This is a genomic window from Vibrio sp. 99K-1 (genome assembly GCF_013114585.1).
Taxonomy (GTDB): domain Bacteria; phylum Pseudomonadota; class Gammaproteobacteria; order Enterobacterales; family Vibrionaceae; genus Vibrio; species Vibrio chagasii_B.
The window spans coordinates 14,615-37,659 of the sequence record NZ_VTXF01000040.1 but is presented as its reverse complement, the minus strand read 5'-3'; the positions used below and the strand labels follow the sequence as shown (position 1 = coordinate 37,659).

Sequence of the window (23,045 nt, the reverse complement as noted above, 5' to 3'; positions counted from 1 at the left end):
GGTCACTCAGTTCATTGAAATCAATGTGATTCCTAAGAATCAATTTTTGATATTCATCAACGAGTGCCCACACAGATTGATAGGTTTAAATTGTTAAAGAACTTCTCTTCGTTGTGATTGACATCACTTCGGAAGAGGCGGCTATTCTAGCGACTTAATTTTCAGTGTCAAACACTTTTGAAAATTAATTTCTACTTTCTAAAAGTAGAAGCGAATAATCGCTTGAAGCTAGTTGCCTAACTAACATTCTTCGCTGAAGCCTTATGGCGTCTGCCGTGTCAGTGAGGCGGCATTATAGAGATGTCGCTCACATTGGCAAGTGTTTATTTAAGAAAAATGCAAAAACGAGGCTTATATGATGGATAAACCACCAAGGGCTTATTTATGCAAGTTTACTTACAAAGTACCTACAAAATAATCACAGAGTTATCCACAGGCGTTGTTGTTTTGCCCCCAGAAAAGCAAAAAAGCTGCCCTAAAGCAGCTTTTTAATCAACAATGAGCCTAAATACCAGAGCCATATTGTTCGCCATCGTCCTCATGAAGCCCACATTCTCGTTTTAACCCGTTAAAGCGGGTTTCTTCTTCTGTCATACCAGGCTCCCACTTCTTAGTTGTGTGTGTATCGCCAACTGAAAGGTAACCCTGCTCTCGAAGCGGATGATAACTCAGACCGTGCTCTTCTAGGTAGTAGTGAACATCTTTATTGGTCCAATCTATTATAGGTAAGAACTTAAACACACCATTTTGGATAGATAAGATTGCCAAGTTTGCACGAGATTGGGATTGCTCTCTTCTCAACCCTGAGAACCAAGTACCAGCCTCAAGTTCATCTAACGCCCTTCTCATTGGTTCAACTTTATTTAGCTTGTTGTACTTCTCAATACCTTCTAGTCCTTGCTCCCAAAGTTTCCCATATTGTGCTTCTTGCCAATTAGGGCTTTGCTGAGCACGAAATACTTGTAGGTTTAAGGTGAGCTTCTGGCTTAACTCATCTATAAAGCGATAGGTCTCTGGAAATAGATACCCGGTATCGGTAAGGATAACTGGAATATCCGGCTTTGCCTGAGTGACTAAGTGCAGCATGAGTGCTGCTTGGATTCCAAAACTTGAGGACACCACATGTGTCCCTTCTAAGTTTTCTAGTGCCCATTTCACTCTTTCTAAAGCAGTTAGCTGTTCTAACTCTGCGTTAATCTGTCCAAGACGAAGTACCTGCTCCGTCTTGGTTAGTGCGAGTAGTTCTGCTAACTTCAATTTTGAAGCGACAGAATTATGCATGCAGGTCCCTCTTTGAAATGATCACCTCTTGGATGATGCCAGCTCGGATTGTGAAATCACCGAACCCTTCGTTCTCTTCTCGCTCTGCAGCCCAACGGCCCACCAGCGTGTCAATCTCTTCTAAGATCTGAGCTGATGTGATGTTCTCTTTATACATCTTAGGAATACGAGTACCGGCTTTGTTGCCACCTAAGTGCATATTGTAACGACCTGGCGCTTTGCCTACTAAACCAAGCTCAGCCAACATTGCACGACCACAGCCATTTGGACAACCGGTTACACGAAGGATAATGTTATCGTCTTCTGGTAAACCGTGTTTCTCGAGAATGCCTTCAACATCGGTAACAAACTCTGGAAGAAAGCGTTCGGCTTCTGCCATTGCTAGAGGACATGTTGGGAATGCCACACACGCCATCGAATTTTTGCGTTGTTCACTTACCGCGTCATCCATCAGACCATATTGACGAGCAAGCTTCTCAATTTTTGCTTTTTGACTCTTAGGTACACCTGCAACAATTAAGTTTTGGTTTGCAGTCATACGGAAATCGCCTTTGTGGATCTTAGCAATTTCTGCAACACCGGTTTTCAATGCTTTACCCGGAAAATCAAGCAAGCGACCATTTTCAATAAACAGCGCCAAATGGTGCTTACCATCAATACCTTCAACCCAACCGATACGGTCACCACGCTCCGTGAATTCATAAGGGCGACTTTCCGAGAACTTAACACCCGCACGCTTTTCAACTTCCGCTTTGAACACATCAATACCTACACGGTCTAGTGTGTACTTAGTTTTTGCATTCTTACGGTTTGAACGGTTACCCCAATCACGCTGTGTGGTAACAACCGCTGCCGCAACATCTAACGTATTTTCTAGTGGTACGAAACCAAAGTCGTCAGCTTTACGAGCATAAGTAGAGGTATCGCCGTGCGTCATTGCTAAGCCGCCACCAACTAACACGTTAAAGCCCACCAGCTTTCCGTCTTTAGCAATTGCGACAAAGTTAAGATCGTTAGCGTGAACATCAACATCATTTTGTGGGGGGATCACAACTGTTGTTTTGAATTTACGCGGTAGATAATTATTACCTAGGATAGGCTCATCATCGGTTGTTTCTAGTTTCTCACCATCAAGCCAGATCTCAGCATAAGCACGAGTTTTAGGCAGTAGGTGTTCACTGATCTTCTTCGCCCACTCATACGCTTCTTGATGTAGCTCGGACTCAACCGGGTTTGTCGTACACAAAACATTTCGGTTTACGTCACCCGCTGTCGCTATTGAATCAATTCCAATGCTGTTTAGCGTTTGGTGCATCAATTTGATATTCGGCTTCAACACGCCGTGAAACTGAAAGGTTTGACGTGTGGTTAGGCGGATAGAACCATAAGAGGTACTTTCATCGGCAAACTTATCTATTGCTAGCCACTGCTTAGGAGTAATGATACCACCGGGCATACGCGCACGAAGCATAACGTTATGCAGAGGCTCTAGCTTTTGCTTAGCACGTTCGTTACGAATATCACGGTCATCTTGTTGGTACATGCCGTGGAAACGAATCAGTTGAAAGTTATCTGCTGTAAAGCCGCCAGTGATACGATCTTGTAAGTCCTGTTCTATCGTACCGCGCAGGTTATTACTCTCACGCTTTAGACGTTCATTGTCAGCCAATGGACCAAGTACTTGGCCTAGCACTTCTTGCTCTATTACTTGCTTGCTCATTAGTACACATCCCTTTGGTAACGTTTCGCTTTACGTAAATCATTAATATATTGCTCAGCCTGTTCGCGGCTTTGATTGCCCTGCTTTTCAGCAATCGTCACTAGCGCTTCATGTACGTCTTTCGCCATTCGAGTCGCGTCGCCACACACATAGAAGTACGCACCTTCTTGTAGCCATTGCCATACTTGCTCTGCCTGCTCGATTAAGCGGTCTTGCACATACACTTTCTCTTTTTGATCTCGGCTAAAAGCAACATCTAGCTTAGTTAGCGCACCAGATTTGAGGTACTTCTGCCATTCAACTTGGTATAGGAAGTCTTGAGTAAAGGTACGATCACCAAAGAACAGCCAGCTCTTACCTTGAGCATCTGTGTTTTCGCGCTCTTGAACAAAGCTGCGGAATGGTGCGATGCCAGTACCCGGACCGACCATAATGATTGGAGTACTGTCGTCTTGTGGTAGCTTAAAGTTATTGTTGTTCTCTACGAACACCTTCACTTCACCACCTTCCTCTAAACGCTGAGCTAGGAAACTTGATGCTCCACCTAAACGAGACTCTTCACCTTTTTGGTATTCAACCAAGCCAACCGTTAGGTGAACTTCTTCATCCACTTCAGCTTGGCTAGATGCGATTGAGTAAAGACGTGGTGTAAGCTTACGCAACAGACCTAAAAGCTCATCAGCCGATAGTTTGGTTTTCTTCTCAGCTAATACATCAACAATTTGCGTGTTGCCCGCGTATTCACGAAGCTTGTCTTTATCTTCCACCAGCTTTAACAGTTTCTTACTGCCAGATAGCTCAGCAAACTTAGTGACAAGTTGAGGGTTTGAAGCCGTAATCTCGAACTTACTCACTAGAGCAGTATGAATAGAAAGGTTTTCACCATCCACATCGACACTCTCAATACCAGAGAGCCCAACCTTAGCTAGAATCTGATTCGCCAATTCTGAACTGTTTTCATACCACACACCCAATGCGTCACCCGGTTGATAAGTAATACCGGACTCATCCAGATCAATCTCGATATGACGAACATCTTTACCCGAATCACGACCCGTGATCTTTTGGCTTGTTAGCAATGTTGCGGTGTATGGGTTTTGTTTGGTGTACTGTGAATGACCAGCAGCGGCTTGACCGACCGGCAATTGAACGACCTCGGCCTCAGCGCCCGTCGACAGTGTTTCTTGTACTTGTGATAGAGCTTTAGTACGCCACTCGGTTGCTGCCGCTTCGTAATCTACGTCACAGTCAAGACGGTCAACAAATGATTTAGCACCAAGCTTAGCTAGGAAGTTATCGAAGTCTTTCGCAGTTTGGCAGAAAAACTCGTAGCTTGAGTCACCCAGACCAATCACACCATATTGTAAGTTTGATAGCTTTGGCGCTTTCTTTGATTGTAGGAATTCGTGCAGCTCAATCGCGTTATCTGGCGCTTCACCCTCACCATTAGTTGAAGCCACGAAAATGACGTGCGTCTCTTTAGCTAGGTTCTTGCCTTTGTAATCACTGGCATCGAAAAGCTCGACGGCAATACCTAGGGCTTTTGCTTCTGCTTCTAGTGATTCAGCGACACCTTTGGCATTACCGGTTTGAGAAGCAAAGATAATGCTGAGCTTGCCAGCAGGTTTTGCAGCAACCGCCGCAGCTGCTTGAGTAATCGGTGCGGCTGCGCCCACAGGTTGAGCCTGGCTCACACCCCATAGGTAACCACTGACCCATGCCAGTTGCTGAGAAGATAATTCGGAAACAGTTTGTTGAAGATGACCCAGTTGTTGGTCATTAAGCGGTGCAGCTAATCCAGGTAGCTCGTTCGCCCCAGACTGTGCATTATTATTTTGTAAAGACTCTTTCTTATTTAAAGACATGGTCACGACATCCCTAATCATTGCGTGACGATAGATTAACCACTCCTTTTAATAACAAGAAAGAATAGAAAAGTATGTTTTATAACTTTTTGGAAGTAAAAAGCGATTGAATGGGTAAATGGGCTACTGGTTTTCAATACGAACTTGTTGAAAACCGACCGCCATTGCCGACTTAGATGCTAGGTCTAAATCCGCGTAATGGCACTCCTCACCATGGACATCAGTAAGCAGAACAAAGCCGCCTCCCATATGGCGAAACTCCACAACCCAAGACCCTTCTTGTATTGAGGGCTCTATGATGGCTTCAACTAACAAATTTTCTCGATATAAATTGCGTAATTCATTGAGTGTCATATTCCATCCCTTGTTCTGACCCAACAACATAGACCTTATAAGAATAGACGTTAATCAGCTCTCTGTATAAGGGTGGTCGAAAGTGATGAATGTGCTAACTAATTCCAGAAAGATATATACCCAAGTAACCTCAAGATGCTTGGGTATAATCAACAGATATAAAAAACGCCACTTAATAAAGCGGCGTTCTTAAAATTAGTTTTAGATGTTCTTTAGGGTGTACTTAGAATCGCACTTCTGCGCCAGCAAACCAGCCATCTACCATGACAAAGTTTTTACCTAGCTCAGAGTCGAAGAATTCATCAGAATCTAAGTCGATAACACGGTAACCACCACGCAAGGCAATTTCAGACTCTGATACTGGGATTCGATACTGAACACCCGCCATCAAATCTGTGCTCTTAATGCCACTGCTATCACCAAATTCCATGGTACCAATGATATCGAAGTTGGTGTCAGGAACGTTGATCTCTGCGTTACCGTAGAAGCTCCAAGTAAACTCATCGAAGCTTGATAGAGTTCCTTTTTGAGGTTCAATGTAATTCGAGTCTGAGTACTGAGTAAACGTCAGACCCGCATCGAAGTTCATCAACTTGTGCTCTAGCAACGTGTAGTAGAATGTGTAGTCGTACTTATCAAAAGCCAATGCATCCGTATCAATAGACGTATAACGGAAGCTAGCATTTGGCAGCATTGGGGCATTATGCTCAAATGCGAAATACACAGAAGGAGAGTTAGAGTCTTCATCTTGTCTCACTTCATTTAGCTTGGTACTTCCCCACCACATATCGGCACCGACTTTAGCCGTGTAAGAAAACTCTTCCTCAGCAGATACCGCTGAACTTAAAGATAGCATTCCCACTAAAGCAATTAATGGCATTTTATTCATTTGAGATAGCTCCAATTCCATATCGTTGTGCTAAGTGTATGCACATTCATAGATTATTGGGGAAAATTCTACCACACATCTTAAAGACTAAAACGATAAACCGACGGCAAGCCGATATTTGACGGTGTCATGACTTTAGTAGCGTCTCTGATTCGAGCTATGTACAAAGTTTTTGAAAAACCACACACCGATTGCAATCACAATCAACCAAGGCAGTAGTTTAAACACCACACTCATCATACCCAGCAGCAACATTACAGCTAATGCGACTCCAGTTGCCGCTAATACCGTCATAAAGGTAATGCCTGTCACAAGTAGCGTAGCAACGAAAATAAGAACAAAGATTAATTCAAACATAATGGTCTCCATAATGAGTTAATGACCTATCTTTCCTACTTTCTAACATTGCAGCATCTGTACCAAGTCGCCAAAACCAATAAAACCCTTATTTATCAGTCAAATAAAAAGCCGCACATTCTCATGCGCGGCTTTTTAAATAAATCAAAGTGGTAAATTTAGCCTTTAATGGCGAATTTAACCTATACGTTCAGCTCTTTAGGAATCTTAGCCAATGCCGTCTGCATGACTTCGATACCCGCGCCTTTCTTATGCGCATTTTCGCTGATGTAACGACGCCATTGTCTTGCTCCCGGCATGCTTTGGAACAAGCCAAGCATATGACGAGAAATGTGTCCTAAGCTTGCGCCCTTTGAAAGTTCACGTTCAATGTACGGGTACATCTCTTCCACGACTTGTGAGCGTTTCTTAATTGGCGTATCTAAGCCGAAGATCTGTTGGTCCACTTCCGCCAGAATAAATGGGCTATGGTAAGCCTCGCGACCGATCATCACGCCATCCAGGTGCTGAAGATGCTCTTTTGTCTGCTCTAATGTGGTGATGCCGCCGTTTACTGCGATCACTAGATCTGAGAAGTCTTTCTTGATCTGGTAAGCACGATCATAATCCAAAGGTGGGATCTCACGGTTCTCTTTCGGGCTAAGACCACTCAACCACGCTTTACGTGCGTGAATAGTGAATTGCTCACAACCACCCTTTTCAGAAACCGTTGAGATAAACTTCGTCAAAAACTCATAAGAGTCTTGGTCATCGATACCAATGCGAGTTTTCACAGTGATTGGAATATCAGTCACTTCTTTCATTGCTGATACACAGTCTGCTACTAGCTCTGGCTCCGCCATTAAGCACGCACCAAAGCGACCGTTTTGAACTCGGTCTGAAGGGCAGCCTACATTAAGGTTTACTTCATCATAACCACGCTCAGCTGCTAGCTTGGCACAAGCCGCAAGATCAACTGGGTTTGAACCACCAAGTTGAAGAGCCAGTGGATGCTCTTGCTCACTGTATTCTAGGAAATCGCCCTTACCGTGTAAGATCGCGCCTGTTGTTACCATTTCCGTGTACAGAAGAGTCTGCTGAGATAGCAAACGGTGAAAGTAACGACAGTGGCGGTCAGTCCAATCGAGCATTGGAGCGACAGACAACCTACATGAATGTGTCATGGCAAAGTACCCTAGTAGCGAGTCAAACAAAGATGCTGGAATACCCAGCAAAAGCAAAGTCGGCTATTGTAAAGGCTATGCTCTGTTTGTGCTATATGAACTTTGCCTCACACTTTTTTATAAATCATTCACCAGATCTCTAATTCAGCTTCACTAATCAGTTATGCCTTGAGTCACAATGTCATTTTGAGTTACCTTGTCTTATTCAAAGTCGTGGGTCACAATACGCTCTGTACCTGACTTTAATAGAAATCAATGGCTCCTTAACCGAAATAACCTGAAAATAGGGTTTGTTTAAGGATGTCCGATTGAATGGTGAAGAATTTGGACCACACATTAATAGAGCAAGTTGAAGGGATATGCGCATCGCGTGGCGTTAGATTAACGCCTCAAAGAAAGCGAGTGTTTGAGCTCATCCTCTCTAATAAGAAAGCCTCCAGTGCTTATGAATTATTAGAGCAATTGAAAGTCAGTGAGCCGCAAGCCAAGCCACCTACAGTATATCGCGCTTTGGATTTCTTGTTGGAGCAAGGTTTCATTCACAGAGTTGAGTCAACCAATAGCTTTATATGCTGCTGTTCTTGTAATGCCAACAAACATTTCTCCCAACTACTGATCTGCGATAAATGTGGCACAGTGGTAGAACTACAAGACGATTCCCTTGTGACTCTGCTCGCGAGTAACGCTGAGAAGCATGGCTTTCAATTGACCAACCACGTCATTGAATCGCATGGCATTTGCCAGTCTTGCTCCTCCGATATGAAAGAATAAGATTATAGAAGAACATTATGCGCGCTGAATTTGTAAACCCGTTTTTAGCTTCTTTGATGAACGTTCTAAAAACGATGGCTTCTCTAGAATTGAAGCCACAAAAACCAAGAGTTAAGAAAGATGAAATCGCTCGTGGTGATGTCTCTGGTTTAATCGGTATGGTTGGTCCACAATCACGTGGCTCAATGTCGATTACCTTTGATGAAGGTCTGGCTCTGGAAATCATGGAAAACATGCTTGGTGAGCGACCAAATGGCTTGAACGAAGAAGTAACCGACATGGTTGGTGAGATCACCAACATGGTAACGGGCGGTGCAAAACGTATTCTTGCGGAAAGCGGCTTCGACTTCGACATGGCAACGCCGATTGTGGTTTCTGGTAAAGGCCACACTATTCGTCACAAATGCGAAGGCGCAATCATCATCATGCCTTTCTCATCTCAGTGGGGTAATGCCTTCATCGAGATCTGTTTCGAATAAAAGTAACTACTGCAAAATATTTAGAAGGCTGGCGTCGATACGTCAGCCTTTTTTATTACCTGCGATTTAACCATTGCTTACTCTACAGATACAAAAACGCCAACCCTAAGGTTGGCGTTTACTTTTATGCTATCAACTCAATTAAGCTTTAAGTGCTTTGAATGCGTTGATTAGACCGTTCGTTGAGCTATCGTGAGATGTCACTTCTGCGTCATCAGCAAGCTCTGGAAGAATTTGGTTTGCTAGTTGCTTACCAAGTTCTACACCCCATTGGTCGAAGCTAAAGATGTTCCAGATAACGCCTTGAACAAAGATCTTGTGCTCGTACATCGCGATTAGGTTACCCAGAGAGCGAGGTGTAATTTGCTTAACAAGAATAGAGTTCGTTGGGCGGTTACCTTCAAACACTTTGAAAGGTACTAGTTCAGCCACTTCTTCTGCAGTTTTACCAGCTGCTAGGAATTCAGCTTCCACAGTTTCTCTTGTCTTACCGAATGCTAGAGCTTCAGTTTGAGCAAAGAAGTTAGACATTAGCTTCTGGTGGTGATCAGATGCTGGGTTGTGGCTGATTGCAGGAGCAATAAAGTCTGATGGAATCAGCTTAGTGCCTTGGTGGATCAGTTGGTAGAAAGCGTGCTGGCCGTTTGTACCTGGTTCACCCCAGATGATAGGACCTGTTTGGTACTCTACTGGGTTACCTTCACGGTCTACAAACTTACCGTTTGATTCCATGTTGCCTTGCTGGAAGTAAGCAGCAAAACGGTGCATGTACTGGTCGTAAGGTAGAATCGCTTCCGACTCAGCGCCGTGGAAGTTGTTGTACCAAATACCGATTAGCGCAAGGATCACTGGAATGTTGCTTTCAAACTCAGTTGAAGCAAAGTGGTTATCCATCTCGTGAGCACCTTCTAGTAGCTCAACGAAATTATCGAAGCCTACAGAAAGAGAAATAGAAAGACCAATCGCAGACCATAGAGAGTAACGACCACCAACCCAGTCCCAGAATTCGAACATGTTGTCAGTATCGATACCAAACTCAGCGACTGCAGTTGCGTTCGTCGATAGTGCAGCGAAGTGCTTAGCTACGTGCGCTTCATCACCTGCTTCTGCTAGGAACCAATCACGTGCAGAGTGTGCATTCGTCATTGTTTCTTGAGTCGTGAATGTTTTTGATGCTACTAGGAATAGCGTTGTTTCTGGGTTCAGAGACTTAAGCGTCTCAACGATGTGCGTACCATCTACGTTCGAAACGAAGTGCATGTTTAGGCGAGTTTTGTATGGCGTTAGTGCTTCAGTCACCATGTATGGACCAAGATCCGAACCGCCGATACCAATGTTTACAACATCAGTAATCTCTTTACCTGTGTAACCTTTCCACTCACCAGACACGATGCGGTGTGTGAACAGTTCCATTTTTGCTAGTACAGCGTTAACTGCTGGCATTACGTCTTTGCCGTCAACCATTACTGGCTTGTCGCTACGGTTACGTAGTGCAGTGTGAAGCACTGAACGGCCTTCAGTCTTGTTGATCGCATCACCGCTAAACATCGCTTCAATTGCAGACTTAACTTCAGTCTCGTTTGCAAGAGCAAATAGGTGCTGCATCGTTTCTGCGTCGATTAGGTTCTTAGAGTAATCGACTAAGATGTCTGAACCGAAACGAGTAGAAAAGCTCTCGAAACGTTTTGCATCTTGAGCAAACAGCTCTTTCATATCCATATCTTGAGCAGACTCAAAATGAGCTGTTAGAGCTTTCCACGCTTGTGTTTGCGTTGGGTTGATATTTTTCAACATGGTATCTATCCCGATGTTACTGTAGGTTTTATTCTAAACGTCACCTAGGTGATGAATAGAACCCCCGATTAGGCGAAAGTTTATATTTTTCTGTGATGACCAAACCGCGTCACCACTGAAAGATTCTTTGTAATTTTTTTTCACGACGTATTATGCCGTATATGAAGAGCTGTACCTTGAGATAAATCAGGATTAGATTTCCTGAGACAGGAATCGGTACAGACTCTGGCTCTAACATAATTAAATGTGAGCGAGACCTGATAAATTCAAGTTCAAAAGATAGCCTCAAACCACTTTTTTTCCAAATACATTATAAAGGATGGCGTATGTGGATTCAGAAGACTATACACCTAAACGCACAAAAGCGTGGATTTCATCTCATTACTGATGAAATTGAACAACAGATACACGAGATGAGCTCCCTATCTGTTGGTTTATTACATCTATTTATTCAGCATACTTCTGCCAGCTTAACGCTCAATGAAAACGCCGATCCGACCGTCCGTAGTGATATGGAGTCACACTTCAACAAGTTTGTGCCCGAACGAGCGCCCTATTACAAGCATACTTATGAAGGTGATGATGATATGCCAGCTCACATTAAAGCATCGACACTTGGCAACAGTGTGACAATCCCTATCACCAATGGTCGTTTAGCTTTAGGAACATGGCAGGGCATTTACTTAGGAGAGCACCGAGACTATGGTGGTAGCCGCACTGTAGTTGCTACGATTCAGGGGGAGTAGACTGCTTAAAAGCAAGATCTTCATAATAAAAACAATGCCTTCTGAATAAAAAAGAGTGGTGCATTTCCACGACCACTCTTATAAATACAGCGCTTGGCCTACTGTGGGCCAAATGCTTTAGAAAGGCTGGTTTATCATAACCCGAAAGGTCCCTTCATCATCGCCTCGCGCTAATTCCGCACGAACCACAATACCTTCCACTTGGAAACGAACCGCGCCGCCTAAGCTCCATTTCATGTCGGTATGAAGTGTTTTGATGTCATACTCATCAGCAACGCGCCCAACTTCAGCAAACGCCACCCATTGCCACCAAGGCAAATCGTAGTAGTTAATCAGTGGGATATCACCCAGTGGCTGCCAATCTGGAAGTACACGGTATTCTGCAGAGTAATGCACCGCCGAGCGTCCATGATAGCGACCTCCGGTGTAGCCTCGTAAGCGATACAAACCACCCAATCGAGCTTGCTCCGTTTCTGGTGGACGAGCGCAGTCTTGACCTGAGCAGTTATCCCAAGTGGGCGTATCAGCCGTATAGAAATCAAATGCCACGACTTGTTGATCGAATAAGTCCCCTAACGGACCTAAAGCAAAATACTGGCTGTTTTGAAATGTCCACTTCAGCCATAAATCATCGTTAGACCAACTTTCAGCACCCGTGATAAATTCAAGGTTAGTATGGGAGCCTTTGGTTGGATTACGTGTACTATCACGATTATCCCAATCAAACGCTAAACTAAAGCCCGTCGCCTCTTCATTATTATTTAAACCTTCTAACTCTCGAGAAGTATAAAAAGGTGTAAAAATAATCGAGCTGACACCCGACTCAACCGGTGAAGCAAAGCTTACATCTTTGATAGGTTGAAACGCCCCCAACAAACCATGTTCAGCAACATTGCCCCACGGCAACAGGTACTTAAACTCAAACTGATAGTTTTCTTCTAAGCCATCGGCAATAGTTTTGTCATCAATCGATGAATCGTTATCGCCTTGAGAACCAATGTAATACGGGTTTTCGTTAAAGCGAGCTTGGTACATCTGAGTACTGAACAGTACGTTCTCAGACAGTGCAAAGTTAAAAGCTGATAAGAAACCGACGTAACTGTCTTTATCTGAATACAACGCCATACCAAACAGAGCCGCTTGAGGCTGCCAAACACCCTTGGCAACACCAGCAACCCCAAAGGTATTACCCATGGTTTCAGTGCTGAAGTAGAAAGGGACAAAGGCTGAGTCTTTTTCTTCGCTCAGGACTGAAGAAGAAAAGCTAACACCGAGTAATGCCATTGCTGACATCACTAGGTGTCGAGTGGTTCGCTTGAACATCATTTACTGTACTGAATCCATAGCTACTTCACATATTCCATAGCTACACGCGAGGTAAGCTTAGTAACCAGCTCGTAAGCGATCGTGCCGATATGCTCTGCGACTTCTTCAGAAGGTAACTCTTTCCCCCAAAGTGTCGCTTCATCACCGACTTTATCTTGAGCATCCGGCCCAAGGTCGACCGTTAACATATCCATAGAAACTCGACCTGCAATAGGCACTTTTCGACCATTTACAAACACAGGTGTACCGTTAGGGGCGGTTCGAGGGTAGCCATCACCGTAACCAATCGCGATAACACCCACTTTGGTGTCACGTTCACTGGTCCAGTTCGCACCATAGCCCACGCTTTCACCCGCTTTAACATCACGAACTGCAATCAGGTGAGAGGTAAGGGTCATCACAGGCATAAAGCCAAGCTCTTGTGCTGATTTATCAACAAACGGCGATACACCGTAAGAGATGATACCAGGACGCACCCAATCAAGGTGGCTATCAGGCCAAGCCAACAAACCAGCAGAAGCTGCCAGCGAGCGCTCCCCTTCACAACCATCTGTAAGAGACAAAAACAGCTCAGTCTGCTCTACCGTAGTAGTTCTATCCAGCTCATCAGCACAACCAAAGTGGCTCATGTAACGGAGAGGCTTAGCGACATTCGCACATTGATGCAGACGCTCAACGAAATCTTGGTATTGCTCTGGACGAACACCCAAGCGGTGCATGCCGCTATCGACTTTTAGCCACACCACGACCGGTGTTTCTAAGTCAGCATTCTCTAGCGCGCTTAATTGCTCTTCGCAATGCACCACCGTTTGAATGTTATTGGTGACAAGGATCGGCAAATCACCCGAAGAATAAAAGCCTTCGAGCAACAAAATAGGTTTAACAATACCACCAGCACGCAGCTGCAGTGCTTCCTCAATACGAGCCACACCGAATGCATCTGAGCTTTTTGAGTGCTTAGCAATGTGCAGTAAGCCGTGACCATAGCCATTGGCTTTTACAACAGACATCACTTTGCACTGCGGGGCTTTCGACTTAATTTGGTTCAGGTTGTGCTCAAGCGCATTTAAATCAATGCTCGCGGTCGCCGCTTTCATATACGTCATTAGCGATTACTCGTCATCAAATGCAGGACCTGCATAGTTATCGAAACGGGAGTGTTGCCCTTGGAATGTCAGACGAACCGAACCGATCGGGCCGTTACGTTGCTTACCGATAATGATTTCAGCGATGCCCTTCAGCGAGCTGTCTGGGTTATAAACTTCGTCACGGTAGATGAACATGATTAAGTCGGCATCTTGCTCAATCGAGCCCGATTCACGCAAGTCCGAGTTAACTGGGCGTTTATCGGCACGTTGCTCTAGGGAACGGTTAAGCTGAGAAAGTGCCACAACTGGAACGTTCAACTCTTTCGCTAGCGCTTTTAGGGAACGTGAAATCTCGGCGATCTCAAGGGTACGGTTATCAGACAGTGAAGGGACACGCATCAGTTGAAGGTAATCGATCATGATCATTGAAAGACCATCATGTTCACGAGCAATACGACGCGCACGAGAACGTACTTCGGTTGGTGTTAGGCCAGAACTGTCATCAATGTACATGTTCTTCTTATCCATGAGGATACCCATGGTCGAAGAGATACGAGCCCAATCTTCGTCATCAAGTTGACCGGTACGAATTTTGGTTTGGTCTACGCGAGACAGGGATGCAAGCATACGCATCATCAGCTGTTCGCCTGGCATCTCTAGCGAGAAGATAAGCACGGGCTTGTCTTGTTTCATCGCCGCGTTTTCACACAAGTTCATCGCAAACGTGGTTTTACCCATCGATGGACGTGCCGCCACAATGATTAAATCAGAACCTTGTAGACCAGCGGTCTTCTTGTTGAGGTCATTAAAGCCGGTATCGACACCTGTCACACCGTCTTGCGGAGTCTTGTACAGGATTTCGATACGCTCTAGCGTCTTCTCAAGAATGCTATCTACGTTTTGAGGGCCTTCGTTTTCACTCGCACGACCTTCTGCAATCGCGAATACTTTACTTTCAGCAAGGTCGAGCAGGTCTTCTGATGTACGACCTTGTGGATCGTAACCAGAATCAGCAATCTCATTCGCCACACCGATCAGGCTACGAACCAATGCACGCTGAGCGACGATATCCGCATAAGCGTTAATGTTAGCCGCACTTGGCGTGTTCTTAGCTAGGTCAGCAAGGTAGGCAAAGCCACCCACTTCTTCAAGTTGCTCACGCAGTTCTAAGTGTTCAGAGAGTGTAATAAGATCCAGAGGAGAGCTTTCTTCAAGGATATCTTTTACCGCTTCAAAGATCAGACGGTGAGGACGACTATAAAAGTCTTTGGCCACAACCTTTTCAGCAACCGTATCCCAGCGTTCGTTATCTAATAACAAACCGCCAATAACAGATTGCTCAGCTTCTAATGAATGTGGCGGGACCTTGATGGCGTCCACCTGATCTTTGGCTGATTTCTGACTTTTGGTATCCACTATGACTACACTCAATAACTAATAATGATCGTTCATTATACCCAAGAACACTCATTTGTAATCCGATCCTATGAGTTTGTTTTATTCTTCAGGAAGAATTTACTTATTGCTGACGGAATTAACCAAGGGTAGCATTACGATCTCGCCATTCATTCACTGTATAACTGAGGTATGCGTGTCCAAACTATTGGCTCTGAGCACAGGTCTTCTAAGCACTGGTCTCCTGAGCGCTCCGATGGCTTTAGCTGATGATGCTAAAACCGATGTTGATGCAATCCTCGACTCGATAGTAGTACCAGAACCTACTGCTGAGCCGATCGTCGTTGCACCAGCACCAGAAGAAAAAGATATGGATATCGCCCCAAGTGATACGAGTGACACTGAACTGCCAAGCCCACTAAAAACTGAAGTCGAATTTGGATATCAGTCGCATACTGGTAATTCCGATTCACGCTCTCTAAACGCACGCCTAAACGGTGAGTACACGGCTGGCCGCCACAGAACCAGTGGCGAATGGAAATACTACAACCTCTATAAAGATGGCGAAGAAGATAAAAGGCAATCAACTTACACGGCTCAGAGTGACTACAAGTTAAGCCCTAAAACCTATCTTTACGGCAGTTTTAAAGGCGTCGATTCACGATACAGTGCTTACTTTAAGGATTACACCGTTTCGAGCGGTCTGGGTTACCAGTTTTCGAATACCGAAGAATTCGTACTGGAAGTCGAAGTGGGCCCGGGCTTTCGTTACCAAGAACCAAACCTCGATGAGCTAGACGATGATGACATCATCTTCCCAGAGATCGTTGAAGAAGCGATTTTCCGTGGCAACGTGAATACGTCTTGGCAGGTGTTGAAGAATTTGCAGCTAAAAGCCGATGTAACATTGGTGTCTGGTCACAGTAACTTGAAGTTCGATACTGAGTTAGAAGCGATCAACGATATTACTGACAATATCGCGCTTAAGATTGCACACTCTCGCCAGTACCACGATAAGGTTCCCGAAGGGCTAGATAAAGAAGACTCGGTTCTCTCCATAAACCTGTTGTTCCAATTCTAATTTCCATGGCTGATTGTTCAGCCATTAAAGCTTTTGGATCATAGTAGGCTTTTACCTACTGTAACCCTCCCTTACTTTTTCCTATATTCCAGACATAAAAAAACACCAGCCGAAGCTGGTGTTTAAAACTTTCATAAAGAAAGAATTCGTCTTGGTACTGAAATTACTCAGCTGCAACGATAGCGATTTTCGCAGTAGCAAAAACTTCAGAGTGAAGTTGGATGCTTACTTCGAATTCGCCGATGTTACGTAGAGCGCCTTCAGGTAGGCGTACTTCGCTCTTAGCTACTGCAACACCTGCCGCTGTGATAGCGTCAGCGATGTCACGAGTACCGATAGAACCGAATAGTTTACCTTCGTCACCAGCTTTAGAAGCGATAGAAACGCCTTCTAGAGAGTTAACTTTCTCTGCACGAGCTTCAGCAGCAGCTAGTTGCTCAGCAACTTTAGCTTCTAGTTCAGCACGACGAGTTTCGAACATAGCAACGTTGTCTTTAGTTGCCATAACTGCTTTACCCTGTGGGATAAGGAAGTTACGAGCGTAACCAGATTTAACGTTTACTTGGTCGCCAAGGCCACCTAGGTTACCGATCTTATCAAGTAGAATAACTTGCATTATCTTAGTCCTCTTAAACTATTATTAACTATTACCGATTACTGATGCTTGTCAGTGTACGGTAGTAGAGCTAGGTAACGAGAACGCTTGATAGCGCGAGCTAGTTGACGCTGGTACTTAGCGCTTGTACCAGTGATACGGCTAGGTACGATTTTACCAGCTTCAGTGATGTAGTTTTTAAGAGTTGCTACGTCTTTGTAGTCAATCTCTTGTACGCCTTCTGCAGTGAAACGGCAGAATTTACGACGACGGAAGAAACGAGCCATGGGCTATCTCCTGATCTTAAATTTAATAATGCAGCCTTTCAAAACTTAGGAAGTGGTGAAAGACTTAAAACAAGTTGAGAATTTTTTAAGGCATTAAGCCAAAAAAGAATTACTCAGCAGCTGCTTCTGGTTTAGCTTCTGTACGCTCTTCACGACGAGGAGCACGCTCTGCACGCTCTTCTTTTTGCTTAAGCATAATAGATTGCTCAGTCACAGCGCCTTTAGTGCGCATGATCATGTTACGTAGAACTGCATCGTTGAAACGGAAAGCAGTTTCTAGCTCGTCAATCACTTCTTGACCAGCTTCAACGTTCATAAGAACGTAGTGAGCTTTGTGAAGCTTGTTGATTGGGTAAGCCATTTGACGACGACCCCAGTCTTCTAGACGGTGGATAGTACCGCCAGCTTCAGTGATAGAACCAGTGTAACGCTCGATCATGCCAGCAACTTGCTCGCTTTGATCAGGGTGAACCATGAATACGATTTCGTAATGACGCATTTGGTTGCTCCTTACGGATTATTAGCTTCCACGAATGGCTCGGTCGTCCAGAGGAAGCAAGGAACTAAAGATAAATGACCGAGTTTTAAGGACGGCAAATATTATAGAAAGAACCCTGTATTGGCAAGTGGTATTTGGCGAATAATGAAACAGTTTTTCTTTCGCCATCTAGCCATCCGCGGTTCTATTGAGATCTGCCTTAATTAGATGAAAACAAACACCCACCAGCATGTGGTGGGCGTTAGAAATAAATCAATTCAATGAGTAATTTACTGCGCTAGACGCTGACGTACCGCTTCAAACAGACAAATACCAGAAGCCACAGACACGTTCAGGCTTGATACGCTACCAGCCATCGGAATCTTGATCAGGTCATCACAGGTCTCACGCGTTAGACGACGCATACCGTCACCTTCTGCACCCATCACAACCGCAAGTGGGCCTGTTAGTTTCGCTTGGTAGATGTCATGCGTTGCTTCACCTGCCGTACCGACAAACCATACACCTTGTTCTTGCAGTGCGCGCATTGTGCGAGCCAGGTTAGTTACACGTACTAGAGGAACTGTTTCAGCCGCACCACATGCAACCTTACTAACCGTTGCTGTTAATGGAGAAGAGCGGTCTTTAGGCACGATAACCGCAGCAACACCAGCCGCATCCGCATTACGCAGACAAGCACCTAGGTTATGAGGGTCTGTTACGCCATCAAGAACCAACAGCAATGGCTGTTCGTGCTGAGCTAGGATGTCGTCTAGGTGAGTTTCGTTGAGCTGCTTAGCAGGCTTCACCTTAGCGATAATGCCTTGGTGATTTGCACCTTGTGCTTTGTCATCCAGCGGCTTACGGCCCATCTGTTGAATGGATACACCAAACTGTTGCAGCTGATTCAGTAGTGGCAAAAGGCGCTCGTCTTGACGACCTTTTAGCACATACGCTTCGATGAAACGTGCTGGATCTTTTTCTAATACGGCTTTCACCGCGTGAATACCGTAAATAAATTCGTTACTCATTGTCTCAAATTACTCTTATTGCTCAGAGATGAACGGCACTAACTCCAATGCATTCAGCTCTGCGTTGTTTATTTCGAGAGTATGCGTTTCACGCCCGATACTCTCGCATTACATTCGTTGTTAACGCTTGACGGTGCCCTAAGACTTATCCGCCCTTGCCTTGCGAGTTGCTGAGCGCTTTTTCTTCGCTCGAGCTTTTGCTGCACCGGTCTTATTACGCGATTTTTTCTTCTTCTCAGAAGCTTCTGAACTACCGTCTGGTCGCTTAGTTGGCTCAACCAATGGTTTAGCTGCGACACCTGGTTTGTTGCTCTTCACTGCGGCGCGTTTCTTACTTTTCGCCTTTTTCATTGCTTCAGCAGCACGCTTCTTAGCTGTTTTACCTTTGCCACGAGGCTGACGAGCAGTGTCTTCCAAATCAAAATCAATTTGGCGAGTTTCTAGGTTAACTGCAGAAACCTTCACTTTAACCGAGTCACCCAAGCGGTAGATGTTACCTGAGCTTTCACCTACCAAGCGCTGACCAACCGCATCGAATTGGTAGTAATCGTTCGCGAGCGCCGAGATGTGTACTAGGCCATCAATGTGCAATTCCGTTAGACGCACAAAGAAACCAAAGCCGGTAACGTTGGCAATCACACCGTCCATCACTTCACCGACGTGGTCTTGCATGTATTCACATTTCAGCCAGTCGTTCACTTCACGAGTTGCATCATCGGCACGACGCTCAGTCATTGAACACTGCTCGCCGTAGAAGTCCATTTCATCGAAAGTGTAGTGGTAACCGCCGGTTGGTGTCCAACGTTCGCTGTTACGCCCCTCTTCTTTCGCAATAAGGTACTTAATTGCACGGTGCAGTAGCAAGTCAGGGTAACGACGGATCGGCGAAGTAAAGTGAGCGTAGCGTTTTAGCGCCAGACCAAAGTGACCTACGTTATCAGCGTTGTATACCGCTTGCTTCATCGAGCGTAGCAGCATAGTTTGAATTAACTCGCGATCTTCACGCTCGTTAATTTGCTGCATTAGCTTTGCGTAATCCGTTGGTGACGGAGACAAACCGCCGTCTAGCGATAAACCAAGTTCACTTAGGAAGTCTTTAAAGCCTGCTAAGCGCTCTTCACCTGGAGTTTCGTGAATACGGTACAGCGATGGCTCTTTCGCTTTCTCCACCAAAGATGCAGACGCGATGTTCGCTAGAATCATACACTCTTCGATGATTTTGTGTGCATCGTTGCGAACAACGGGTTCAATACGGTCAATCTTACGATCCGCATTGAAGATGAACTTAGTCTCTACCGTTTCAAACTCAATTGCGCCACGCTCGTCACGAGTCTGCTTCAGTACTTTGTACATTCTGTGCAGCTCTTCTAGATGCGGCACTTCTTGTACGTAACGCTCACGAAGTTCTTCGTTGCCATCTAGGATTGCGCCTACTTTATTGTAAGTAAGACGAGCGTGAGAGTTCATTACCGCTTCGTAGTGCTTGTAGCCCGACAGCTTACCTTTGTCTGAGATAGTCATCTCACACACCATACATAAACGGTCTACTTGTGGGTTCAACGAACACAGGCCGTTAGAAAGTACTTCTGGCAGCATTGGGACGACTTGTGACGGGAAGTATACCGAGTTACCACGGTTGATCGCTTCTTTGTCTAGCGCAGTATCAGGGCGAACATAGTAGCTTACATCAGCAATCGCTACCCATAGGCGCCAACCTCCACCTTTCTTCGCTTCACAATAAACCGCATCATCGAAGTCACGTGCATCTTCACCATCGATAGTTACCAATGGCAATTTACGCAGGTCAACACGCCCTTCTTTCGCTTCTTCAGGTACATGCTCACCCAAGTTAGCAATTTGCTTATCGACAGCTTCAGGCCACTCATTTGGGATCTGGTGGGTATGGATAGCAATCTTGGTTTCCATGCCCGGAGCCATGTTCTCACCAAGCACTTCAGTTACCTTACCCATCATGTTACGAGAGCGACCGCCACGGTCAGTAATTTCAATCACAACCACATTACCCATTCGAGCTCCGCCTTTATGCTCGGTTGGGATAAGGATGTCATGACTGATACGTGAGTCATCAGCAACCACATAAGAGTGACCATACTCTAAGAAGAAACGGCCAACAATTGGCGTGGTACGTTCTTCAAGTACGCGAACTAAACGACCTTCACGACGGCCACGCTTGCTGTTGTCCGTTGGCTGAGCCAATACGTAGTCACCGTGCATGATGGTTTTCATCTGATGGTGTGGCAGTAGAATATCGTCATCCTTGCCTTTGCTACCATCAGGGCGAACCCAACCATGACCGTCTTTATGACCAATCACGTAACCTTTCACTAGCTCTAACTTTTCAGGTAACGCGTAGCATTGGCGACGAGTGAAGACCAGTTGTCCATCACGCTCCATAGCACGTAAACGACGACGTAGCCCTTCATATTGCTCCTCTCCAGCAAGGCCAAGCGCTTCGAATAGGTCATTGCGGTTCATTGGGATATTCGCTTCCGTTAGAAACGATAAAATGAACTCTCGGCTTGGTACTGGATTGTCGTAATTCTTCGACTCTCGATCGGCAAAAGGGTCAACATTAGTGCTAGCTGTCGTGTTTTCTGACATCGGTGTGTTTTTTGACATAGGCGGGCCTGCTTAAGCAAGGAAGGTATATACCCCTAGTATATCCGATGCTAGAGGTAAGCTACAGATATGCTTTAGAAAACCCGAAAATAACCTCAGATTGATACATATCTTCATTTTGTGAAACATCACTTCATCATCACAAACTACCATAAGAATTTCGCGCAAACGATAAAACAAACGTTTGCCTCACGAATGAAATGCACTATTATCCAGACACTTTTACCAACTCCTGTTCTGAGTATTGATATGAAATTGAAACGCACCTTATTGGCTTCAGCAATGGCGAGCCTTGCGCTATTCCCATTCGCAAGTTCTGCGATGGAAAAAGCTGACCTAATGATTACCGATGCGATGGTTCTAACCATGAACCAAGACAAAACGGTTTATGAGAGCGGAACGGTTGTCGTCAAAGACAACAAAATCATTGCGGTTGGCGATGCTTCACTAAAGAAGCAATACAAGGCTGAGCAAGTGCTAGACGTGGATGGCGACATCGTGATGCCAGGTCTTATCAATACTCACACCCACGTATCAATGACGGTTTTCCGTTCACTGGCTGATGATGTTCCAGATCGACTACACCGCTACATCTTCCCACTAGAGAAGAAGTTAGTATCACGCGACATGGTACGTATTGGTGCCAACTTAGGTAACGTTGAGATGGTTAAAGGTGGTGTGACGACTTACGCCGACATGTACTACTTCGAGGATGAAGTCGCAAAAACTGTCGATAAGATTGGTATGCGCGCCATCCTTGGTGAAACCGTGATTAAGTTCCCGGTTGCCGATGCGGCTAACGCCGAAGAAGGTATCAAGTACGCGCTGAACTTCATTGAAGAATACAAAGATCACCCACGTATCACTCCGGCATTTGCACCACATGCGCCTTACACCAACACTACAGAGATCCTGCAGAAGATTTCTAAGTTATCACTAGAGCTCGATGTACCAGTGATGATCCACCTTGCAGAATCGCACCGTGAAGTGGAAAAGATCGCAGAGCGTTCAGAAGGCTTATCGCCGGTTCAATACATGGATAGCATTGGTGCACTCAACAAAAACCTAGTTGGCGCACACATGATCCTAGTTGATGACCATGACATTGAGCTTGTTAAAAAGTCGGATATGGGTGTGGCTCATAACATGAGTGCGAACATCAAGTCGGCGAAAGGCGTATCACCTGCACTACAGATGTATGATGAGAATGTACGTATTGGTTTAGGTACTGATGGCCCAATGTCTGGCAACACTCTGAGCACCATTGATGAATTCAACCAAGTTGCTAAAGTTCATAAGCTAGTCAATAAAGATCGTGCAGCAATGCCGCCGATCAAAGTGATCGACATGGCAACAATGGGCGCAGCAAAAGCGCTACACATGGAAGACAAGATCGGCTCCCTTGAAGCCGGTAAGCTAGCAGATATCATAGTGATCGACACTAAAGCACCAAACATGGTTCCTGTTTACAACCCATATTCAGCACTGGTGTATTCAGCTAACTCTGGCAATGTTCGTCACACGATCGTCGATGGCAAGATCATCATGCAAGATCGAGACATGCTAACAGTAGATGAAGATAAAATTCGTCAGGAAGCGCTCGATTTCACTAAGGTAGTTCGTGAAACCGTTATCGAATCTGGTGAAGTAGTCCAATAAGTTCGCTATCGAATAACATGACCATCTAAACGTAAAAAGCCCCGCA

At 45.1% G+C, this 23,045-nt stretch carries 21 protein-coding genes; 5 read left to right on the top strand and 16 right to left on the bottom strand.

Annotated features, from left to right (window positions below; genetic code table 11):
* Positions 1 to 504: 504 nt before the first annotated feature.
* From F0228_RS23430 to dusA, 7 genes are all read right to left on the bottom strand, one after another.
* Entirely contained in the window at positions 505 to 1,281 is a 777-nt protein-coding gene (locus F0228_RS23430) for a phosphoadenylyl-sulfate reductase (RefSeq protein WP_061034294.1), read from the bottom strand.
* The gene (cysI, locus tag F0228_RS23425; protein ID WP_171731893.1) at positions 1,274 to 3,001 is read right to left on the bottom strand and encodes an assimilatory sulfite reductase (NADPH) hemoprotein subunit; all 1,728 of its coding nucleotides are present in this window, start codon (positions 2,999 to 3,001) and stop codon (positions 1,274 to 1,276) included. The genes F0228_RS23430 and cysI overlap by 8 nt, the downstream gene beginning before the upstream one ends.
* Positions 3,001 to 4,866, bottom strand: a complete 1,866-nt coding sequence (locus tag F0228_RS23420) for an assimilatory sulfite reductase (NADPH) flavoprotein subunit (protein WP_171762871.1) — start codon at positions 4,864 to 4,866, stop codon at positions 3,001 to 3,003. Before F0228_RS23420 ends, cysI begins: the two co-directional genes overlap by 1 nt.
* Before the next feature lie 123 nt (positions 4,867 to 4,989).
* Positions 4,990 to 5,220, bottom strand: a complete 231-nt coding sequence (locus F0228_RS23415; protein WP_004735813.1) for a hypothetical protein — start codon at positions 5,218 to 5,220, stop codon at positions 4,990 to 4,992.
* Between the two features lie 223 nt (positions 5,221 to 5,443).
* Positions 5,444 to 6,109: a TIGR04219 family outer membrane beta-barrel protein gene (locus tag F0228_RS23410; protein ID WP_239940472.1), complete on the bottom strand. Its 666-nt coding sequence runs from the start codon at positions 6,107 to 6,109 to the stop codon at positions 5,444 to 5,446.
* Between the two features lie 135 nt (positions 6,110 to 6,244).
* Positions 6,245 to 6,466 carry an envelope stress response protein PspG gene (pspG, locus tag F0228_RS23405; protein WP_008224319.1) on the bottom strand — a complete coding sequence of 74 codons (222 nt, stop codon included), beginning with the start codon at positions 6,464 to 6,466 and terminating at the stop codon, positions 6,245 to 6,247.
* 182 nt (positions 6,467 to 6,648) lie between these two features.
* Positions 6,649 to 7,629, bottom strand: a complete 981-nt coding sequence (gene dusA / locus F0228_RS23400; RefSeq protein ID WP_171751042.1) for a tRNA dihydrouridine(20/20a) synthase DusA — start codon at positions 7,627 to 7,629, stop codon at positions 6,649 to 6,651.
* Positions 7,630 to 7,941: 312 nt separating this feature from the next.
* On the opposite strand from dusA, the gene zur reads away from it, so the two are divergent.
* Complete coding sequence (gene zur / locus F0228_RS23395; protein ID WP_004741270.1) at positions 7,942 to 8,400, top strand: zinc uptake transcriptional repressor Zur; 459 nt, start codon at positions 7,942 to 7,944, stop codon at positions 8,398 to 8,400.
* Between the two features lie 17 nt (positions 8,401 to 8,417).
* Positions 8,418 to 8,879, top strand: a complete 462-nt coding sequence (locus F0228_RS23390; protein WP_004741271.1) for a chemotaxis protein CheX — start codon at positions 8,418 to 8,420, stop codon at positions 8,877 to 8,879.
* A 141-nt stretch (positions 8,880 to 9,020) separates the two neighbouring features.
* Here F0228_RS23390 and pgi read toward each other — a convergent pair whose 3' ends face one another.
* Complete coding sequence (gene pgi / locus F0228_RS23385; RefSeq protein ID WP_171762869.1) at positions 9,021 to 10,673, bottom strand: glucose-6-phosphate isomerase; 1,653 nt, start codon at positions 10,671 to 10,673, stop codon at positions 9,021 to 9,023.
* A gap of 326 nt (positions 10,674 to 10,999) precedes the next feature.
* Between pgi and F0228_RS23380 the strand changes: the two genes are divergently transcribed.
* Positions 11,000 to 11,419, top strand: a complete 420-nt coding sequence (locus tag F0228_RS23380) for a secondary thiamine-phosphate synthase enzyme YjbQ (RefSeq protein ID WP_171762868.1) — start codon at positions 11,000 to 11,002, stop codon at positions 11,417 to 11,419.
* 117 nt (positions 11,420 to 11,536) lie between these two features.
* Here the strand turns inward: F0228_RS23380 and F0228_RS23375 are convergent, their stop codons facing one another.
* Genes F0228_RS23375 through F0228_RS23365 form a run of 3 tightly spaced genes read right to left on the bottom strand, consistent with a single transcriptional unit; the run spans position 11,537 to position 15,249 of the window.
* Entirely contained in the window at positions 11,537 to 12,742 is a 1,206-nt protein-coding gene (locus F0228_RS23375) for a BamA/TamA family outer membrane protein (protein WP_171762872.1), read from the bottom strand.
* A 23-nt stretch (positions 12,743 to 12,765) separates the two neighbouring features.
* Entirely contained in the window at positions 12,766 to 13,851 is a 1,086-nt protein-coding gene (gene alr / locus F0228_RS23370; RefSeq protein ID WP_116869737.1) for an alanine racemase, read from the bottom strand.
* Positions 13,852 to 13,857: 6 nt separating this feature from the next.
* On the bottom strand, positions 13,858 to 15,249 hold the full coding sequence (locus tag F0228_RS23365) for a replicative DNA helicase (RefSeq protein ID WP_004741275.1): 1,392 nt from the start codon (positions 15,247 to 15,249) through the stop codon (positions 13,858 to 13,860).
* 175 nt (positions 15,250 to 15,424) lie between these two features.
* Between F0228_RS23365 and F0228_RS23360 the strand changes: the two genes are divergently transcribed.
* Positions 15,425 to 16,309 (top strand): DUF481 domain-containing protein, encoded by an 885-nt coding sequence (locus F0228_RS23360; RefSeq protein WP_061034272.1) that lies wholly within the window; start codon positions 15,425 to 15,427, stop codon positions 16,307 to 16,309.
* 163 nt (positions 16,310 to 16,472) lie between these two features.
* On the opposite strand, the gene rplI is transcribed toward F0228_RS23360, so the two are convergent.
* From rplI to rnr, 5 genes are all read right to left on the bottom strand, one after another.
* Positions 16,473 to 16,925, bottom strand: a complete 453-nt coding sequence (gene rplI, locus F0228_RS23355) for a 50S ribosomal protein L9 (protein ID WP_008223927.1) — start codon at positions 16,923 to 16,925, stop codon at positions 16,473 to 16,475.
* A gap of 38 nt (positions 16,926 to 16,963) precedes the next feature.
* Complete coding sequence (rpsR, locus tag F0228_RS23350) at positions 16,964 to 17,191, bottom strand: 30S ribosomal protein S18 (protein WP_000090472.1); 228 nt, start codon at positions 17,189 to 17,191, stop codon at positions 16,964 to 16,966.
* Positions 17,192 to 17,300: 109 nt separating this feature from the next.
* Positions 17,301 to 17,690 carry a 30S ribosomal protein S6 gene (rpsF, locus tag F0228_RS23345; protein ID WP_004741278.1) on the bottom strand — a complete coding sequence of 130 codons (390 nt, stop codon included), beginning with the start codon at positions 17,688 to 17,690 and terminating at the stop codon, positions 17,301 to 17,303.
* Positions 17,691 to 17,959: 269 nt separating this feature from the next.
* Positions 17,960 to 18,700, bottom strand: a complete 741-nt coding sequence (gene rlmB / locus F0228_RS23340; protein ID WP_004741280.1) for a 23S rRNA (guanosine(2251)-2'-O)-methyltransferase RlmB — start codon at positions 18,698 to 18,700, stop codon at positions 17,960 to 17,962.
* A gap of 138 nt (positions 18,701 to 18,838) precedes the next feature.
* The gene (gene rnr, locus F0228_RS23335; RefSeq protein WP_061034271.1) at positions 18,839 to 21,340 is read right to left on the bottom strand and encodes a ribonuclease R; all 2,502 of its coding nucleotides are present in this window, start codon (positions 21,338 to 21,340) and stop codon (positions 18,839 to 18,841) included.
* Between the two features lie 249 nt (positions 21,341 to 21,589).
* Here rnr and F0228_RS23330 point away from each other — a divergent pair, with 249 nt between their 5' ends.
* Positions 21,590 to 22,999, top strand: coding sequence for an amidohydrolase (locus F0228_RS23330; protein ID WP_171731906.1), 1,410 nt, complete (start codon positions 21,590 to 21,592; stop codon positions 22,997 to 22,999).
* The last annotated feature ends 46 nt before the right edge of the window (positions 23,000 to 23,045 follow it).

Coding starts and splice junctions, on each gene's coding strand:
- zur (WP_004741270.1), top strand. CDS start 7,942: ATGGTGAAGAATTTGGACCACACATTAATAGAGCAAGTTGAAGGGATA.
- dusA (WP_171751042.1), bottom strand. CDS start 7,629: ATGACACATTCATGTAGGTTGTCTGTCGCTCCAATGCTCGATTGGACT.
- F0228_RS23410 (WP_239940472.1), bottom strand. CDS start 6,109: ATGAATAAAATGCCATTAATTGCTTTAGTGGGAATGCTATCTTTAAGT.
- alr (WP_116869737.1), bottom strand. CDS start 13,851: ATGACGTATATGAAAGCGGCGACCGCGAGCATTGATTTAAATGCGCTT.
- pgi (WP_171762869.1), bottom strand. CDS start 10,673: ATGTTGAAAAATATCAACCCAACGCAAACACAAGCGTGGAAAGCTCTA.
- F0228_RS23390 (WP_004741271.1), top strand. CDS start 8,418: ATGCGCGCTGAATTTGTAAACCCGTTTTTAGCTTCTTTGATGAACGTT.
- pspG (WP_008224319.1), bottom strand. CDS start 6,466: ATGTTTGAATTAATCTTTGTTCTTATTTTCGTTGCTACGCTACTTGTG.
- rpsF (WP_004741278.1), bottom strand. CDS start 17,690: ATGCGTCATTACGAAATCGTATTCATGGTTCACCCTGATCAAAGCGAG.
- F0228_RS23420 (WP_171762871.1), bottom strand. CDS start 4,866: ATGTCTTTAAATAAGAAAGAGTCTTTACAAAATAATAATGCACAGTCT.
- rnr (WP_061034271.1), bottom strand. CDS start 21,340: ATGTCAAAAAACACACCGATGTCAGAAAACACGACAGCTAGCACTAAT.
- F0228_RS23330 (WP_171731906.1), top strand. CDS start 21,590: ATGAAATTGAAACGCACCTTATTGGCTTCAGCAATGGCGAGCCTTGCG.
- F0228_RS23375 (WP_171762872.1), bottom strand. CDS start 12,742: ATGTTCAAGCGAACCACTCGACACCTAGTGATGTCAGCAATGGCATTA.
- rlmB (WP_004741280.1), bottom strand. CDS start 18,700: ATGAGTAACGAATTTATTTACGGTATTCACGCGGTGAAAGCCGTATTA.
- F0228_RS23430 (WP_061034294.1), bottom strand. CDS start 1,281: ATGCATAATTCTGTCGCTTCAAAATTGAAGTTAGCAGAACTACTCGCA.
- rplI (WP_008223927.1), bottom strand. CDS start 16,925: ATGCAAGTTATTCTACTTGATAAGATCGGTAACCTAGGTGGCCTTGGC.
- F0228_RS23380 (WP_171762868.1), top strand. CDS start 11,000: ATGTGGATTCAGAAGACTATACACCTAAACGCACAAAAGCGTGGATTT.
- rpsR (WP_000090472.1), bottom strand. CDS start 17,191: ATGGCTCGTTTCTTCCGTCGTCGTAAATTCTGCCGTTTCACTGCAGAA.
- cysI (WP_171731893.1), bottom strand. CDS start 3,001: ATGAGCAAGCAAGTAATAGAGCAAGAAGTGCTAGGCCAAGTACTTGGT.
- F0228_RS23415 (WP_004735813.1), bottom strand. CDS start 5,220: ATGACACTCAATGAATTACGCAATTTATATCGAGAAAATTTGTTAGTT.